The sequence below is a fragment of the Paraburkholderia piptadeniae genome, from assembly GCF_900007165.1.
GTDB classification, from domain to species: domain Bacteria; phylum Pseudomonadota; class Gammaproteobacteria; order Burkholderiales; family Burkholderiaceae; genus Paraburkholderia; species Paraburkholderia piptadeniae.
Window position 1 is genome coordinate 1 of the sequence record NZ_CYGY02000077.1, and the last position, 14,362, is coordinate 14,362.

The window sequence follows — 14,362 nt, forward strand, 5'->3', positions numbered from 1 at the left end:
TTTAACTCGGGATACTAGTAACGCAGATCAGATTTGCGGGTTCGTCGTCGTACAGCGATGCTGTTGAAGTGCGGTACTACCTGACAATCACTAATCCAGCCAACGTAGACGTCAGGAGGACAGCCATGCCCACGCCCGATGCGCCGTTTATCCGACTCTACTGCGAAGGAAAGGAGATCAACCCCTCGTCTCCAAAGAACGATATTGGGATCATGGCAATAAAAGCGCCTCCGCAAGATGATGAGATCAAGCGAAACCGCTTCATGGTTAAAGGAAACGGTAGATGGACCGGCGACGTACCCGGTGAATTTGTGATCACGAACAGCCAACTGCTGACCGGCACGCACATCTACGAAATGGTTTACTGGCACAGCCAGCTCGACTGGATCGACGTGCGCGAAGTACTGGCGCGCACCGACGCGCAGGGCAAGGGCCGCATGGTCTACCCGATCACCGACAACGCGCCATCGAACCGCCTGTACTTCAAAGTCTACAGGCCGACCGACGAGGAAGCCGCAAAGGGCTACAAGATCGAGTTCCTGGGCGAGGTCGACGCCCGCACCCAGGTGCCGCCGTTCCCGCGCGCCCGACCCGGTGATTTCTCGCCACGAACCGGTTACTGGTACGCGGTGGGTCAGACGATCGACCTGATCGGCGGCTACCACGAGGTGTTCGTGAAGGAAGGTGATTCAATGCCGAACCTGCCGGGTACGGTTGCTGTGGACCCGTTCAGCTTCGAATGGAACTATGCCGGTGAACACCCCAGAGCAGCGGGCCAATAAATTTCTATCGCGAAGAGGTTTTCATGCGTCCGGTTGTTCTGGTTGGTCACCGCCATATATGCCCGGTTCATGGGGTGGGCACAGTCGTGACGGGTACAAGTGGTGTGATCATCGGAGGTCGCGCCGCCGCCCGTATCGGCGACATAACCAGTTGCGGAGCCGTCATCACTTCGGGCTCGACCTCGGAGTTCGATGGCGCCGGTATTGCCCGGAAGGGGGACACAACCAGCCATGGCGGTACGCTTGTTGAAGGCGACAGCGCCTGGGTGCTTGAATGAGCGAACAGGTACGTTCAACGTTTTGCCACCCCTTCGGGCGCGCCGTATTTTGTTGCCTTAGTGCTTTTTAAGCCGCGAACCGCGCCAGTCTCAAGGCTCTTCTCACGCTCATCCAGAATCGTTTCGCCCGGCTTGACGCGCGTGAATGTCACGGGCTCTTGCGATATGCAGATCTCTCCTTGCTGGCGGCGAACCGTCGTAAATGCCGATCTGGTTAGATCGCCCGCGTCCGGAAAGTCCTCTCTGAAATGCGCGCCCCGCGAGTTCTCGCGAGCAATTGCCGCTTCCGTAATCACCTGGCTGACCGATATCAGGTTCTTCAAATTGAGCCAGTCGTGCCATTGCAAATTCAATGCGCGGTCGCCATCGGCAACGCCTGTGCGCATCAACTGGCCGTAAAGGTCTCGCAATGCCGCTCGTGCGCGAAGAAGTCCGTCGCCATGGCGACTAATGCCGACGTCCTTCCACATGCATTCATAGAGCGATTCCCGAATGTTCTCCAGGTCTTTTCCGTTCTGCTTGAAAGGCGCTTCGGCTTCGCTGATGGCGGCCTGTATTGCGTCATCGTCGGGGGCATGATGCTGGCCCTGTTCGCTGACCCACGTCGCCATGCTGTCACCCGCAATGCCGCCGAAAACGGTGGAGTTCGCGACACCATTGCCACCCAGGCGATTGGCGCCATGGACTCCGCCCGTATCTTCGCCCGCTGCGAACAGGCCGGTGAGTTCCGTGCGGCAATCGGTCTGAAAAACCACGCCGCCCATCATGTAGTGCGCGGTCGGCACGACTTCGACGAGACCGCCCGCAAGATCGAAGCCGCAGTCGGCGCAGCGTTCCACCATGCCCTTGAACTGCTTGCGCACCTTGTCCGGTCCAAGGTGGCCCATCTGAATGTACACGCCGCCATTCGGCGATGTGCGGCCCTCTCTCATTTCCGAGTAGATACCACGCGATACGATGTCGCGCGTCGCACGCTCGCCGCGCGCGTCGTAGCGATGCATGAAGCGCTCTTTATCGCCGTTCAGCAAATGACCGCCCGCTCCGCGCAAGCCTTCTTCGAGGACCGTGCCTGTCATCCGCGTATGACTTCCCGCGAGCAGACCTGTCGGATGGAACTGCACCATTTCCATATCGCGCAGCGGCAAGCCCGCGCGCAATGCCATCGCAAGGCCGTCGCAACTCTTGTCGCCCGACGGCGTATGAAACTTGTACATCGTCGGGCCCCCACCCGTCGCGAGCAGTACCGCGCGTGCCTGCACGAACACGAACTGCCCCGAGCGCATATCGATCATCAGGACGCCCGCGAGGCTCTTGCCGTCGCGGCTTCTGATCAACTCGATTGCGCGGTGCTCTTCGAGCCGGTTGATGCCCCGGCTCCACACCTGCTCGGCAAGACGGTTGATGATCTCGATACCCGTCAGATCGCCCTTGTGCACCGTCCGATCGAACGTCTGTCCTGCGAATGCCTTTTGATGAATCGAGCCATCGGGATTGCGATCGAAAAAGCAGCCCAACTCGTTCTCAAGTTCGCGAACGCGCTCGACGGCCGTGCTCACCAGTGTCCACGCGAGATCCTGATTCGACAGCCACTTGCTGCCTTCGATGGTGTCCATGAAATGACGCTCGACGGAATCACCCGGCGCCAGCGCGACGTTGTATCCGCCCTGTACCATGCGCGTGCAACCGCACTTCCCTAACAATCCTTTGACGGCGACGGTAATCGAGAGCTGAGGCGCGGTCTGATGCGCGTGCAGCGCCGCGAAGAGACCCGCGCCGCCGGAGCCGAGTATCAGGATATCCGTCCGGATGTGCGCAATATTCATTTGGCCTGTACTCCAAGACTGGCGAGCACGGCCGCGCGACGATCGGCTGCGTCGTGCTTCACGGCGTCGTAAAGACTCCCGCCGTGGCTATCCATCGCCACCAGCAAGGGACCGAAGTTGCTGATCCTGAATCGCCATAAGGATTCGGGATTGAGATCGTCGAGATCGATGGCTTCGATCTGCTCGATCCATGTCGTCTCGAGCGCGGCCGTGCCGCCGATGATCGCGAGATAGACGCCGCCGAGATCGCCGAACGCCGCTTGCGACGCTTCGCGCAGCCCGCCCTTGCCGACGATCATGCGCACGCCGTATTGCTCCATCAGCGGCCGCGTGAAGCGCTCCATCCGGTCCGACGTCGTCGTGCCGATACAGATCGGCTGATAGCCCGCCGGATAGTCGTCGCTGACGGGAACCTTGCGCACATTCGGCGCCGTGTGAATGACGGCATGGCCGCGAAGATCGAAATGCGTCGTGCGCCCTCTGTCGAACATATGAATTTGCGTCGCGTCCCGAATGCCGTAAAGCGTTCGATGCAATGTCACCGTATCGTTCACACGCAATTGCCGGATCTGTGACTCGTCGACGGGCGTGAATAGATCGTAGTGGGCCATTTTCAGAAACCGTATGAAAGTCCGTCGGTAGAGAACACGGCTCTTGCGCGCCGCGCCGAGTGACATTGCATGTTCACCGCAATGGGATTCATCGTGATATGCGTCGCAGCGAGTTCGATGTGAACGGCGAATGCCGTGCTGTCGCCGCCCAGACCTTGCGGGCCGATGCCGAGCTGGTTCACGGCCGCCGACAGTTCTGCTTCGAGCGCCGCGCCGTCGGGATCGCCGCAGCGTGTGCCGAGCGCCCGTGTGGCCGCACGCTTCGCGAGCGCAATCGAAAGATCGGATGTGCCGCCGAGTCCGACGCCGACGATCGTCGGCGGGCAGGTCTTGCCGCCCGCGGAAAGCACGCAATCGACGACGAACGTCTTGATCGCATCGATCCCTTCGGCAGGCACGGCCATCTTCAGAAACGAATTGTTCTCGGAGCCGCTGCCTTTAGGCACCATTTCGATAGCCGCTGTATTCGCATCGCCGGAAAAGTCGATGTGAATGACAGGTACTTCGATGCCACAAGACGTGTGATCGTTCTTGCGCGTCAAAGGATGCACGACCGACGAACGCAACGGATGCTCGCGCGTCGCTCGCTCACAGCCCTTGCGAATCGCCGCCTTGAGTTCGAACCCGTCGAACTCGACATTGCGCCCGATCACAACGTTGTAGATCGGGATGCCCGTGTCCTGGCAAAGGAGATTGTCGGTTCCCTCCGCCACTTGAATGTTCGTGCGCATCGTTTCGAGCACACGCTTCGCCACAGGCGATGTATCGGTTGCCGCGAGCCTGTCGATACCGAGCTTCACATCCGGCGGCAGCAGTTTGAGCGCGCGGATATAAAGCTCTTTAGACGCTTCCTCGACCGCGCCGAGATCCAGTTTCATGGTCATTTCCTCCCGGATAGCGTTTCGAATCCAGACCTCGCTGGCTTCGCAAACGCGGCATCAGTAGTTCAGTGCATCAGTGCAAGCAGAAACGCGAGACCGGCGCATGTGCTCGCTCCCAACCCCAACGCGAGCCAGTTCTTTCGCAGCCCGTTCCAGGGAAGAAACTCGATCAGCAACAGCCGGATGCCGCCCATCAAATGAAGCGAGAGCAAGACCACGAGGCCCCATTCGCCGAACTTGAAAAGCGGCTGGTCAGTGACGCGAATGAAACTTTCGAGTGCGCCCTCGCCGGCAATCGACTGCCCAAGCGCCCAGAAATGAACGGGTAAAAAGAGAGCAAGGCCGAGACCGGACAGGCGGTGTACGAGAAACGCCCAATACGCCGGGTGCGTACGCGCGCGATAGTCGTTCTTGCGCATCATGCGACGACTCCATAGACCGCGCGCAGTCCCATGAAAGCCAGCAACGCGGAAATCGCAACGCTTGCCGCCACTGCGGATTTGCCGCGCCATTGCAACCACTCTTCCGCAATCCGCAGCAAACCAATCGGAACATGAATCGCGCACGCGATCACAAACAACGTATAGAACGCGCCAAAGAACCAGTTGCCATGCGTGCGGCCAAGAATGGCAGGGGCACTCAGCCCCATGTGCACCGCGTACACGATGACGGCAATGTGAACCAATACGCAGCACGCCAGAACCGTCGCGCTCATTCTTTGCCAATACCACAAGCGCGCCTGCGTTTTCAGCGACATTGCGTTCATCACAATTCCCCTTCGAGCGCGGCCTTCATCGTCATCCGCTTCAGGCCGGCAATGCCCGCCGTCGGCGAGATGTGCTTGGGGCAACGTTCCGTGCAGGTCGCCTGCGTGTGACACGAATGGCATCCCGCATCGCCCGCGACCGCGCGAAGGCGCTCGACACGCTTGCTGTCACGCTCGTCGTTGACGAGCGTCCACGCGCGGTTCAATGCGGCAGGCCCCAGGTAATCGGGACGCCACGTCACGACATCGCACGACGAATAGCACACGCCGCAACCGATGCACTCGACGCCCGCATCGGCCGCTTGCCGCCGGGGGCTGTCCGGCTGCACGCGCGCGAAGTCATCGCGGCGCGTACGTTGCCCGCTGAATTGGCCTTTGGCCTGAGCCCATTTATCGAAGAAGCGGCTCATGTCGGTCACGAGATCCTTGATCACGGGAAGGTTCGACAGCGGCGCAATTTCAAGCTGATTGCTCGCAGCCACCTTTGCGACGTGCGTGCGGCACGTCCACCGCGCCTTGCCGTTCACGTTCATCGCGCAGGAGCCGCACATCCCGACGCGGCACGCGAAGCGATACGCGAGATCAGGTTGAAGGTGACGCTGGATATAAGTCACGACGTCCAATACGGTCTGACTTTCATGGCGAGGCACCTCGTAGGCGACCAGTTCGCCTTCCGTGCGACCTCTCCAGACCTTGACGCGTAGTGTGTCCATATCGACAGTGCCTTTGATGAAGAATGACCGATGCAATAGCCAATAGCGGCTTGTCAGTCACTAGTGTTCTGCATCCTTAGATAAAGCAAAAGCGAATATTTCTTGGCTTGAGAGAAAGGATCGCTTTTCATCAGTCGAAGCCGCGACGGCCCAGCACCAGCGCCATGCGAGCGTTATCGCGTTCCTTCGGCTTATGAATGAGATGTCTTGCGGGAAAGAACGACGCGGCATGCCCGCCAGATGGCGAGATCACGCCAGCATTCCAATTGAAGAGCGGATGATGAGATTGGCTCCCGCCAGAATCAGCACTGACCAAAGAAGCGTCGACACTCTGGCGGCCGGCACTCTGGTGCGCAACAACGCGCCCGTTGCGAGACCGAGCGCGCCGCAAGGCAAGAGCCATCCCGCCAGCGGCAACACCACCGGGTTCTTGTACAAGCCGGATGCACTGAATAGAAAGAGCCGCGCGACAGCAGTCGCGGTGATGAGCGTGCTGATGGTTGCGCGCCGCTGGTCGGCGTCGCGCAGACGCCCCGCGAGATAGATCGTATAGACGGGCCCGCCCGTGCCGAACACGGCTGTCAGGCATCCGCCGCCGAGCCCCAAAGGCAGTGCCCAGCCCGCGCCCAGCGCGCGAAATTCTCCGGTCGACAGGATTCTCCATGTCGAATACACGAGCAGGCAGACACCCAATATGAGTTCGAGCGGCTTTTCCGGCGCAGAGACGAGCACGGTCACGCCAAGCACGAGCCCGATGCAAAGCCACGGTCCTATCTTGCGCAGTTCGCTCGTTTGCACGTCCTTCAGATTGCGTATGCCGACGAGCAGTCCCGCCATCAGATCCAGTATCAGCATGACGGGCGTGGCCGTCTTCAACGGAATGAGCTGAGTCAGCATCGGAATCGCGACGATCGACGAACCGAACCCCGTCATGCCGTACACGAGATAGGCAAGCGCGACGATCACACCCGACGCCGCTATCGAAGCAATGTCGATTCCGATCGTGGACAGAGCGAGATACGCATGGTCAAGCATCGGTGCATTGCCTCGTGGTATCGGGGTTCCATCGGGGGTTCCTTTCCACGAGTCATTATGAAACCGGTGTTGATAAAGAAAAATCTAATAATGGTTTTCCTTAGCACAAGGAAAACTTTTGCTTTTGTATCATGGGGCTCTGCCGATTCAACGCACTACCGCGTCGATGCGCGGCCTGACATATCGTCATGCCTTCGATCAGAACCCTAAAAATCTTCCTCACTGTCGCCCGTTGCGGCACATTCGCGGCGGCGGGTTCCGAGGTCGGCCTCACGCCTGCCGCCATCGGCCTTCAGGTTCGTGCTCTCGAAGACGAGCTCAAGGTGCAGCTCTTCGACCGGAGCGCACGCGCGGCCGTGCTCAATTCGGTCGGCCGTGCGCTGATTCCTGATGTGCAGGAGATCGTGCGCCGTTATGAACTGCTCGAGTCCGCAGTGGGCGGAGGCGAAATGTCGGGCACGGTGACGATGGGCGCGCTCGTATCGGCATTGATGGGTTCGTTTGCCGATGCGCTATGGTCGATCCGTCAACGCTATCCGCGGCTCGACGTGCATCTGTTTGCGGGCATGTCGAGCGACTTCGCGCGAAAGGTGGAAACGGGCGAACTGGATGCGGCCGTCGTCACGCAATCGCCGCGCGCGCTCGCTTCCAATCTTCTGTGGACGCCGTTGTATTCGGAGCCGATGATTCTGATCGTCCCGAGAAGCCCGCACTTCGATCTGCCGCGCAACCAGAACGACATACTGCGTGAAGCGCCGTTCATGCGCTTCGACAGGAGCACATGGACAGGACATCTCGTGCAGGACGTATTGAATCAGTGCGATACGCTCGTCAACGAGGCGATGGAGCTGAACTCGGTCGAAGCCATCATCGAGCTGGTTCGACAGGGCTTCGGCATTTCGATCGTGCCGAAGCTGGCTAACGTCGCGTGGGCCAATGACCAGAAGCTGCAGGTGATGTCTTTGAATGGCGTCGAAGTGCTTCGTCACGTCGGCTTGCTCGAACGCTCGCGGCACAACCGCATGGCGTTCACCGACGCGATCAAAGGGTTCTTCAATACGCCGTTGCGTTCCGCGTGAACGCGGGCGACTCAGCCGACGCAAGCGACACGCGTCCGCGCGTCCTTACAGATAGCTGCACACGTAATCGAGCGTTTCGATCACATCGATATCGAAGCGGCTCTTGCCAGGCACCGAAAACGACTCACCCGCGCGATACGTCTTCCACTCGTCGCTGCCTTCGAGACGGATGCGGCATTGGCCTGCCTGCACTTCCATGAGTTCCGGCGCATCGGTGCCGAAGTTCAGCGTGCCGGGCAGGATCACGCCGAGCGTCTTGCGGCTGCCGTCGGCAAAGAGAACAGTGTGCGAAACACACTTGCCGTCGAAATAGACGTTGGCCCGTTTGATAACGGAAACCTGATCGAATTGCGTTGCGGCCGTCATGGCTATCTTCCTCTTGTCGTCGTGAATGGATGCGTTCGCGCCGCATCGATATCCGCGCGGCGCGAGCCCGCAATCATACAGGCGATTCGGCTACTCCAAAGGCGCGAGTCATTCTTCCGCCTTTGCTTTCTTCGACTCCCCTCCCATCACCGATACCGACGCTTCGCTCGTCAGCATCAGGAACGTCAGCGTCTCGCGCAGATAGAGCCGCACGGCCGAGTCGGTATGGCTCTGGTAGCCGATCGACACGTCCTGGCCGAGATGCAGTTCGTAGTCTCCGCCGCGCATCGACAGCACGCTGCCGCCCTCCACCGCAGGCGCCCAGACGATGTCGCCGTTCACGATCCGCTTGATGTGCTCGATCACGGGATAACCTTGATCGCTGGCTTCGCCGAGTGCCGTGTACGCGTCGGCGCCGAGCAGCACGGAATACGGACCGTCCACGCCCGCGAGCCGCAGTTGTTCCAGCGCGCGGCTGATCGCAGCCGGATAGTCGGTGACATCGGCGGGCAATGCGACCTGCGGATTCGACGATCCCTCGCGAATGCCGACGATGCCTGCCGCCTTGTAGCCGTCGAAGATCGCGCGATCCTCGGCATAGGCAAGCTCCTTCGCGGCATCCTTCGCCGGCTGCCAGTCCGCGTCGTTCGCGCCGCGCTCGACGGCGTCGATCTCTTCGCGCTTCAATTCGAACGGCACGGTCAACTGGACGAGCGCCTTCACTTCGGCGAGTCTCGCGCTCACGCCATGATGAGGCTCGGCGATCGTCGTCTGATGGCCCGTGCCGATGCCGGACAGATCGGTGCCGCCCGGCCCCTTCACGTCGACCACGCGCCGCCCGGCGACAGAGCGCTTGAACGTGCGCGCCACTTCCTCTTCGATTTGCGACCAGGCAACACCGGAGATGGGGGCTAGCTCGCGATGCAGGTTATTCATATTGTCTGTTTCCTTTCAGAGAGCCAATATTCAGCGAGCCTTCCTGATGCGGCTCGGCAGAAGCAGATGCGGAAGCGGAAGCGGATGCGGATGCATCATCAGGCGGCTCGCTCGCGCTTACGTTCACGCCCGCGGCCTGCGGATCGCGTTCCGCGAGCGCTTCGAGCAGAGTCGCCGATGGCACGAAGAAGAGACCGCCCGTGACGGCGCGGCTGAAGTCGAGCAGCCGGTCATAGTTGCCCGGCGGCCGCCCGACGAACATGTTCTCGAGCATCTGCTCGAGCGGCGCGGGCGAGCGCGCATAACCGATGAAGTACGTTCCGAACTCGCCTGCGCCGGGGCGTCCGAACGGCATGTTGTCGCGCAGGATCTTCACTTCCTCTCCGTTCTCGACGAGCGTCGTCAGCGAACTGTGCGACCACGACGGCTTCACGCCTTCGTCGAGCTCGATGTCGGAGAGCTTCGTGCGGCCGATGATGTGCTCCTGCGCTTCGACGGTGAGCGCATTCCAGCCCGTCATATCGTGCAGGTACTTCTGCACGAGCACGTAGCTGCCCGCTGCGAACTCCGGGTCCTCGTCGCCGATCATCGTGAACTCGGGCACCTCGCGGCCCGTCGGGTTTTCGGTGCCGTCGACGAATCCGACCATGCTGCGCAAGTCGAAATAACGAAAGCCTTGCACTTCGTCGACGACCGAGACGGCATCGCCGAGCCGGCCTGTCAGTTGCGTCGCGAGTTCGAAGCAGAGGTCCATCCGGTCCGCGCGAATGTGAAGCAGGATATCGCCCGGCGTCGCGACCGCGCGGCGTTCGCTCGGACCGAACTCGCGAAACGGATGAAGCTGCGCGGGACGTGGAGCGCCGAACAGCGTGTCCCATGCGTCTGAGCCGAAGCCGCACACGCACGACAGGTTGCCTGACGGCACGCGCTTGCCGACGGAGCGCACGAGCGCGCCGATGTCCGCGCACCATGCGCGCACGGCGCTGGCGTGGTCCTGTCCGGCGGAGAGCGTCGCGACGATGAAAATTACGCTGCGGGTAATGGGACTGTCGACGGCTTGCGGTTCTGGAATGTCGTTGGGCATCGGATCGTGTCCTGTTGAAACCGTTGCGGATTGCGACAAAGCGGAAAGTGCGCCGGGTAGGAGAGTACCGCGATTACGGCGATTCTGTCCCTGGAGCCGGCAAGAGGGTCATGCGTTGATGAAATGCGGTTCGCGACTAAAAACATCATACGAATTGATCGACATCAGGTTACGGGTTTCCCCGCGTCAGGTCTGGTTGGAAGCGAGCCGATATACCCATCGAGCATCGCGTTATCAGCCGCCATGAAAACCAGCAGCATCAGCAACGACCAGCAACAATCAGCAAGCTACCCGCAAGCCATCCGCAAGCCTCGACCCCAGCCGCAGCAAACCGACCATCCTGACTTCACCATGACTCTCAACAAGAAACTCGCCTCGATGATTGCGATCCTCTGGATCGGCTTGATCCTCATCGGCGCGTTCGGCGCGTGGCAGAACCGCTCGTCGATGATTTCCGACCGCCGCGACCAGTTGACCACGCTCGTCGAAGAAGCGAACGCGATCGTCAACCACTACCACACGCTGTCGCAGCAGCACGCGATGCCCGAGGCCGACGCGAAGAAGCAGGCACTCGACGCAGTCTCCGCGCTGCGCTACGGCGCTGACGGCTATTTCTCCATCAACGACTCGCAGCCCGTCATGCTGATGCATCCGTTCAAGCCGGCCCTCGTCGGCAAGAACCTGTCCGATTTCGCGGACCCGGCGGGCAATCACCTGTTCCTCGATATCGTGAAGGCGGCGAACCAAGGCAAGGGCGGCTTTGTCGACTATCTGTGGTCGAAGCCCGGCAGCGAAACGCCCGTCGCGAAGACCAGCTACGCGATGCGCTTCGCGCCGTGGGACTGGGTGCTCGTCACGGGGATGTACATGGACGACGTGCAGAGCGCGTTCTACGCGGACCTCGTGCGCTGGCTCGCGATCACCTTCGCGCTCGGCGCGCTCGCGACTGTCGCGATGGTGCTCGTGCTGCGCAGCGTGAAGCAGACGCTCGGCGGCGATCTCGAAGTGGCCGTCGAAGCAGCGCAGCGCATGGCGCGCGGCGATCTCGCGACGCCCATCCCTGTGGCGCATCGCGACGGCGCGAGCCTGCTGCACGCGCTGCGCACGATGCAAAAAGGCCTCGTCGATACCGTGTCGCGCGTGCGCGCCGGCACCGAGAATATCAACGTCGGCGCAAGCGAGATCGCGGCGGGCAACACCGATCTGTCGCAGCGCACGGAACAGCAGGCGGCCGCCCTCGTGCAAACGGCATCGAGCATGGACGAGATGACGTCGAACGTGAAGCAGAACGCCGACAGCGCGGCCACGGCCGCTCACCTCGCGAGCCAGGCCGCCGATGTCGCGACGCGCGGCAGCCGCGTCGTCGACGACGTCGTTCGCACGATGGGCGACATCACGAACAGCTCGCGGCAGATCGGCGACATCATCGGCGTAATCGACGGCATCGCGTTCCAGACCAACATTCTTGCGCTGAACGCCGCTGTCGAAGCCGCGCGCGCCGGCGAACAGGGCCGTGGCTTTGCCGTCGTCGCGGCGGAAGTGCGCAGTCTCGCGCAACGCTCGGCGACGGCCGCGAAGGAGATCAAGGCGCTGATCGAAACGTCGACGGGCAGCGTCGAGGAAGGCGCGTCGCTCGTCGCGAACGCCGGTTCGACGATGACGGAGATCGTCGCATCGGTGCGCCGCGTGAACGAGATACTCGAGGAAATCAGCCATGCGTCGCGCGAGCAGAGCGCGGGCATCGAGCAAGTGAACCGCGCCGTCGGCGAAATGGATCAGGTCACGCAGCAGAATGCCGCGCTCGTCGAGCAGGCGGCCGCAGCCGCGCATTCGCTGAAGGACCAGGTCGGCGTGCTGCGCGAGGCGATTTCGAGTTTCTCGCTGCCCGCGTGAGTGCTCTACCCTCGCTCGCCCTGTGCCTACGCCGTTGATGCGGCCAGCGCAGCCGATCAAACGCAGCCCACAAGAAAGCAGTCGACAAAAAGAAGGCGCTCATCGCGAGCGCCTCTTCAACACGCCGCGTCGGAGACGACGCATAAGTTGAACGGGCGATCCGTCCGATTTTTCAACTTCACATGCCCCGCATTCCGCCCGATGTGAGCGCGACCGCACGGAGCAACACAGTTCCGAAGCGGCGCTCTTTCATCGCGTTTCCTTGCGTGAAGCTCGCGCAAATATTACGTTCTTATTACAATCCGTTCCACGTTCACTGTGGACCGGTCATCGGAACGGCCGGCTTCGCCCTCATGACCCGCAAGCAAAACCACGACCCGTACGCGCCCGTCGCGAAGAATCCCGTCCTCGTCGCGCGGCTGCCGATGTGGCGCTCGAAGCTGATCGTGATTCTCGTGTTCGCGGCGTTTGCATCGCTGATCGGCCGCGCGCTCTGGGTGCAAATCGTCAATCGGGACTTCTACGTCGAGCAGGGGCAAAAGCGCTATCAGCGGACCATCGAACTCGATGCGACACGCGGGCGCATCGTCGACCGGCATGGCGCGATGCTCGCCGTCAGTCTCGCGACATACGAAATCTGGGCGTCGCCGAAACTGCTCGACGAAGCCGCACATGCGCCGCTCGCGAAGCTGCTGGACATGCCGCGCGCGGAACTCACGCGCCGCGTATCCGGCGACAAGAGCTTCGTGCTGCTCAAGCGCCAGGTCGATGCACAGACGGCCGCGCATATCGACAAGCTCGACCTCGCGGGCATCACGCGCATCGCCGATTCGAAGCGCTTCTATCCGGAAGGCGAAGCGGCCGCGCACGTGGTCGGCTTCACCGATATCGAGGACAACGGCCAGGAAGGCATCGAACTCTCGGCGAACGAACTGCTCGCGGGTCAGCCGGGCGAGCGCGAAGTGATCCGCGATCGCCTGGGGCGCGTGATCTCCGATACGCGGCCGCTCACGCCCGCGCAAAACGGCGCGACCGTGCATCTGACCATCGACCGGCGCATCCAGCAGCTTGCGTATGCGCAGCTCAAGACGGCCGTCGCGAAGCACAGCGCGCAGGCGGGCAGCGTCGTCGTGCTCGACGCGCGCAACGGCGAGATTCTCGCGCTGGCCAATTACCCGAGCTTCGATCCGAACGACCGCGCGCGGCTCACTGGACAGCAGCTGCGCAACCGCGCTGTCGTCGATACGTTCGAGCCGGGCTCGACGATCAAGCCGCTGGTGGTCGCGCTGTCGCTCGATCGCGGCCTCGTGCGGCCCGATTCGATGATCGATACCGCGCCGGGCTGGTACAGGATCGGCCCGAACGTGGTTCACGACACGTCGAATCACGGACGCATGACGATCGCCGAGGCATTGCAGAAGTCGAGCAACATCGCGCTCGCGAAGCTCGCGCTGAACCTGCCCGCCGAGACCATCTGGGACAAGTATCAGGAGTACGGACTCGGGCGCGCGCCGCAGCTGACGTTTCCCGGCGTGGCGGCGGGCCGCGTGCGTCCGTTCGCGCGCTGGCGACCGATCGAGCAGGCGACGATGGCCTACGGCTACGGCCTGTCGACGTCGCTGTTGCAGATCGCGCAGGTGTACACCGCTTATGCCGGCGACGGCACGCTGCACCCGGTCAGCCTCATGACCGACCCGGCGCGTTCCGCCGCAAGAGGCGATCGCCAGCGCGTCACGACGCCTGCGACGGCGGCCGCGATCCGCTCGATGCTCGAAATGGCGACGGGCGCGGGCGGCACGGGGCGCGCGGCAAATGTGGACGGCTATCGCGTCGGCGGCAAGACGGGGACGGCGCGCAAGCAGGTCGGCGCGACGTATGCGAAGAACCGTTACCGGTCGCTCTTCGTCGGCATGGCGCCGATGAGCGATCCGCGTCTGATCGTCGCCGTGATGATCGACGATCCGGCGGGCCGCGCGTTCTACGGCGGCACGGTCGCGGGCCCCGTGTTCAGCGCGGTGACGGGCGGCGCGTTGCAGCTGCTTGGCGTGCCGCCCGATGCGCCTGTGACGGCGCCCGCCACGGCCGCCACGCATGCGCCCGATGTGTGACGCCTGC

General features: G+C 62.0%; 15 protein-coding genes. 5 read left to right on the plus strand and 10 right to left on the minus strand.

What is annotated here, in order from left to right; genetic code table 11:
* Positions 1–125 precede the first annotated feature (125 nt).
* Complete coding sequence (locus tag BN2476_RS36120) at positions 126–782, plus strand: hypothetical protein (RefSeq protein ID WP_087738986.1); 657 nt, start codon at positions 126–128, stop codon at positions 780–782.
* Positions 783–805: 23 nt separating this feature from the next.
* Positions 806–1,060 (plus strand): PAAR domain-containing protein, encoded by a 255-nt coding sequence (locus tag BN2476_RS36125; protein ID WP_087738987.1) that lies wholly within the window; start codon positions 806–808, stop codon positions 1,058–1,060.
* A 14-nt stretch (positions 1,061–1,074) separates the two neighbouring features.
* Here the strand turns inward: BN2476_RS36125 and BN2476_RS36130 are convergent, their stop codons facing one another.
* From BN2476_RS36130 to BN2476_RS36160, 7 genes are all read right to left on the minus strand, one after another.
* Positions 1,075–2,883 carry an L-aspartate oxidase gene (locus BN2476_RS36130; RefSeq protein ID WP_087738988.1) on the minus strand — a complete coding sequence of 603 codons (1,809 nt, stop codon included), beginning with the start codon at positions 2,881–2,883 and terminating at the stop codon, positions 1,075–1,077.
* Positions 2,880–3,494, minus strand: a complete 615-nt coding sequence (locus BN2476_RS36135) for a fumarate hydratase C-terminal domain-containing protein (protein WP_087738989.1) — start codon at positions 3,492–3,494, stop codon at positions 2,880–2,882. Before BN2476_RS36135 ends, BN2476_RS36130 begins: the two co-directional genes overlap by 4 nt.
* A 2-nt stretch (positions 3,495–3,496) precedes the next feature.
* Complete coding sequence (locus BN2476_RS36140; protein ID WP_087739032.1) at positions 3,497–4,372, minus strand: fumarate hydratase; 876 nt, start codon at positions 4,370–4,372, stop codon at positions 3,497–3,499.
* Between the two features lie 68 nt (positions 4,373–4,440).
* Positions 4,441–4,797 (minus strand): succinate dehydrogenase, cytochrome b556 subunit, encoded by a 357-nt coding sequence (sdhC, locus tag BN2476_RS36145; protein ID WP_438942927.1) that lies wholly within the window; start codon positions 4,795–4,797, stop codon positions 4,441–4,443.
* Entirely contained in the window at positions 4,794–5,141 is a 348-nt protein-coding gene (locus tag BN2476_RS36150; protein WP_087738990.1) for a succinate dehydrogenase, read from the minus strand. The genes sdhC and BN2476_RS36150 overlap by 4 nt, the downstream gene beginning before the upstream one ends.
* Positions 5,141–5,854: a succinate dehydrogenase/fumarate reductase iron-sulfur subunit gene (locus BN2476_RS36155; protein ID WP_087738991.1), complete on the minus strand. Its 714-nt coding sequence runs from the start codon at positions 5,852–5,854 to the stop codon at positions 5,141–5,143. The genes BN2476_RS36150 and BN2476_RS36155 overlap by 1 nt, the downstream gene beginning before the upstream one ends.
* 249 nt (positions 5,855–6,103) lie before the next feature.
* Positions 6,104–6,889 (minus strand): sulfite exporter TauE/SafE family protein, encoded by a 786-nt coding sequence (locus BN2476_RS36160; RefSeq protein WP_087738992.1) that lies wholly within the window; start codon positions 6,887–6,889, stop codon positions 6,104–6,106.
* Positions 6,890–7,077: 188 nt separating this feature from the next.
* Here BN2476_RS36160 and BN2476_RS36165 point away from each other — a divergent pair, with 188 nt between their 5' ends.
* Positions 7,078–7,968, plus strand: coding sequence for a LysR family transcriptional regulator (locus BN2476_RS36165; protein ID WP_087738993.1), 891 nt, complete (start codon positions 7,078–7,080; stop codon positions 7,966–7,968).
* Between the two features lie 45 nt (positions 7,969–8,013).
* On the opposite strand, the gene ppnP is transcribed toward BN2476_RS36165, so the two are convergent.
* The 3 genes from ppnP to BN2476_RS36180 form a co-directional block, all read right to left on the minus strand.
* Positions 8,014–8,334 carry a pyrimidine/purine nucleoside phosphorylase gene (ppnP, locus tag BN2476_RS36170; protein WP_013341965.1) on the minus strand — a complete coding sequence of 107 codons (321 nt, stop codon included), beginning with the start codon at positions 8,332–8,334 and terminating at the stop codon, positions 8,014–8,016.
* Between the two features lie 108 nt (positions 8,335–8,442).
* The gene (locus BN2476_RS36175) at positions 8,443–9,270 is read right to left on the minus strand and encodes a family 1 encapsulin nanocompartment shell protein (protein ID WP_087738994.1); all 828 of its coding nucleotides are present in this window, start codon (positions 9,268–9,270) and stop codon (positions 8,443–8,445) included.
* Positions 9,263–10,354 carry a Dyp-type peroxidase gene (locus tag BN2476_RS36180; protein ID WP_087738995.1) on the minus strand — a complete coding sequence of 364 codons (1,092 nt, stop codon included), beginning with the start codon at positions 10,352–10,354 and terminating at the stop codon, positions 9,263–9,265. Before BN2476_RS36180 ends, BN2476_RS36175 begins: the two co-directional genes overlap by 8 nt.
* A gap of 351 nt (positions 10,355–10,705) precedes the next feature.
* Here BN2476_RS36180 and BN2476_RS36185 point away from each other — a divergent pair, with 351 nt between their 5' ends.
* Positions 10,706–12,247 (plus strand): methyl-accepting chemotaxis protein, encoded by a 1,542-nt coding sequence (locus BN2476_RS36185; RefSeq protein ID WP_087739035.1) that lies wholly within the window; start codon positions 10,706–10,708, stop codon positions 12,245–12,247.
* A gap of 353 nt (positions 12,248–12,600) precedes the next feature.
* Positions 12,601–14,355, plus strand: coding sequence for a peptidoglycan D,D-transpeptidase FtsI family protein (locus BN2476_RS36190; RefSeq protein ID WP_087739036.1), 1,755 nt, complete (start codon positions 12,601–12,603; stop codon positions 14,353–14,355).
* Positions 14,356–14,362: the final 7 nt, after the last annotated feature.

What these genes read in the sequence shown, in the direction of transcription:
- BN2476_RS36160 (WP_087738992.1), bottom strand. Translation starts at nt 6,889, where the DNA reads ATGCTTGACCATGCGTATCTCGCTCTGTCCACGATCGGAATCGACATT.
- sdhC (WP_438942927.1), bottom strand. Translation starts at nt 4,797, where the DNA reads ATGATGCGCAAGAACGACTATCGCGCGCGTACGCACCCGGCGTATTGG.
- BN2476_RS36120 (WP_087738986.1), top strand. Translation starts at nt 126, where the DNA reads ATGCCCACGCCCGATGCGCCGTTTATCCGACTCTACTGCGAAGGAAAG.
- BN2476_RS36130 (WP_087738988.1), bottom strand. Translation starts at nt 2,883, where the DNA reads ATGAATATTGCGCACATCCGGACGGATATCCTGATACTCGGCTCCGGC.
- BN2476_RS36135 (WP_087738989.1), bottom strand. Translation starts at nt 3,494, where the DNA reads ATGGCCCACTACGATCTATTCACGCCCGTCGACGAGTCACAGATCCGG.
- BN2476_RS36165 (WP_087738993.1), top strand. Translation starts at nt 7,078, where the DNA reads ATGCCTTCGATCAGAACCCTAAAAATCTTCCTCACTGTCGCCCGTTGC.
- BN2476_RS36185 (WP_087739035.1), top strand. Translation starts at nt 10,706, where the DNA reads ATGACTCTCAACAAGAAACTCGCCTCGATGATTGCGATCCTCTGGATC.
- BN2476_RS36150 (WP_087738990.1), bottom strand. Translation starts at nt 5,141, where the DNA reads ATGAACGCAATGTCGCTGAAAACGCAGGCGCGCTTGTGGTATTGGCAA.
- BN2476_RS36180 (WP_087738995.1), bottom strand. Translation starts at nt 10,354, where the DNA reads ATGCCCAACGACATTCCAGAACCGCAAGCCGTCGACAGTCCCATTACC.
- BN2476_RS36190 (WP_087739036.1), top strand. Translation starts at nt 12,601, where the DNA reads ATGACCCGCAAGCAAAACCACGACCCGTACGCGCCCGTCGCGAAGAAT.
- BN2476_RS36175 (WP_087738994.1), bottom strand. Translation starts at nt 9,270, where the DNA reads ATGAATAACCTGCATCGCGAGCTAGCCCCCATCTCCGGTGTTGCCTGG.
- BN2476_RS36125 (WP_087738987.1), top strand. Translation starts at nt 806, where the DNA reads ATGCGTCCGGTTGTTCTGGTTGGTCACCGCCATATATGCCCGGTTCAT.
- BN2476_RS36140 (WP_087739032.1), bottom strand. Translation starts at nt 4,372, where the DNA reads ATGAAACTGGATCTCGGCGCGGTCGAGGAAGCGTCTAAAGAGCTTTAT.
- ppnP (WP_013341965.1), bottom strand. Translation starts at nt 8,334, where the DNA reads ATGACGGCCGCAACGCAATTCGATCAGGTTTCCGTTATCAAACGGGCC.
- BN2476_RS36155 (WP_087738991.1), bottom strand. Translation starts at nt 5,854, where the DNA reads ATGGACACACTACGCGTCAAGGTCTGGAGAGGTCGCACGGAAGGCGAA.